1 protein-coding gene is annotated in these 1,016 nt (G+C 74.1%); it reads right to left on the reverse strand.

Annotated elements, in window-relative coordinates; translation table 11 throughout:
• On the reverse strand, positions 1-1,016 hold a 1,016-nt coding region (gene uxaC, locus KBX39_RS31915; RefSeq protein WP_210874137.1), incomplete at both ends, for a glucuronate isomerase.

The following is a 1,016-nucleotide window of genomic DNA, read 5'->3' on the forward strand; positions in this document are numbered from 1 at the left end:
GGGCGAGGAATCCGGCGTCGACCCGGCGGGCCACGTCGTGGCGTACCGGGATGGAGCAGAACGCGCGGGTGTCGTCGACGAACCCGGCGGTGTTGTAGAAGCCGGCCGTCTCGGTGACCGCCTCGCGGAACCGGCGCAGCACCTCGGGGGAGTCCAGGAACCACCAGGGCGCGCCGAGGCGCAGCGCCGCGTAGCCGCCGGCCAGGGGGGCGAGTTCCCTGGTGAACGTGTCCTCGTCGAGCGTGTAGAGCACCACTGTGAGCCTCGGGTCGTTGCCGTGCGCGTCCAGCAGCGGCGCGAGAGCGTGCACGTACTCGGTGGCCTGCGGCACGTCCCCGCCCACGTCGCGGCCGTGCCGGGCGTGCAGCCACCGGTTGTGGTTGCGCACCGCACCGGGGTGCAGCTGCATGACCAGGCCGTCGTCGAGCGACATCCGGGCGAACTCCAGCAGCATGTGCGCCCGGAACGCCTCCGCGTCGCCCGTGTCGGCCAGGCCGCGCCGGCCCCTGTCGTAGAGAGCCGCGGCCTGCGCCGGACTGAGATCGAGGGTACGGGCGGTCGGGTGCCCGTGGTCGGTGGAGGTGGCCCCGGCGGCGGCGAACGCCTCCCGCCGGGCCCGCAGCGCGGCCAGGTATCCGGCGTACGTGCCGGTGTCCTCGCCGGAGACCTCGGCGAGGCGGTCCACGTTTGCCGCCCAGTTGCCGAACTCCATGTCCACCACGTCGTCGGGGCGGAACGTGGTGACCACCCGCCCGCCCGGCCCGCCCCAGCCGTCGGCGGCGAGCTTGGCGTGCCGGCCGAGGTCGTCCAGCGGCGACTCGGTGGTGGCGAGCACCTCGATGCCGAAGCGTTCGAACAGCGCCCGGGGCCGGAATCCCGGTTCGGCCAGGCGCGCGGCGAGCGCGTCGTAGACGGTGTCGGCGGTGGCCGGGCTCAGCGGCGTGTCGACGTCGAACACGTTGCGGAACGTCTGCTCCAGCCACAGGCGGGACGGGGTGCCGCGGAACAGGTGCCAG

Source organism: Micromonospora sp. D75 (genome assembly GCF_018070405.1).
Lineage (GTDB): Bacteria > Actinomycetota > Actinomycetes > Mycobacteriales > Micromonosporaceae > Micromonospora > Micromonospora chalcea.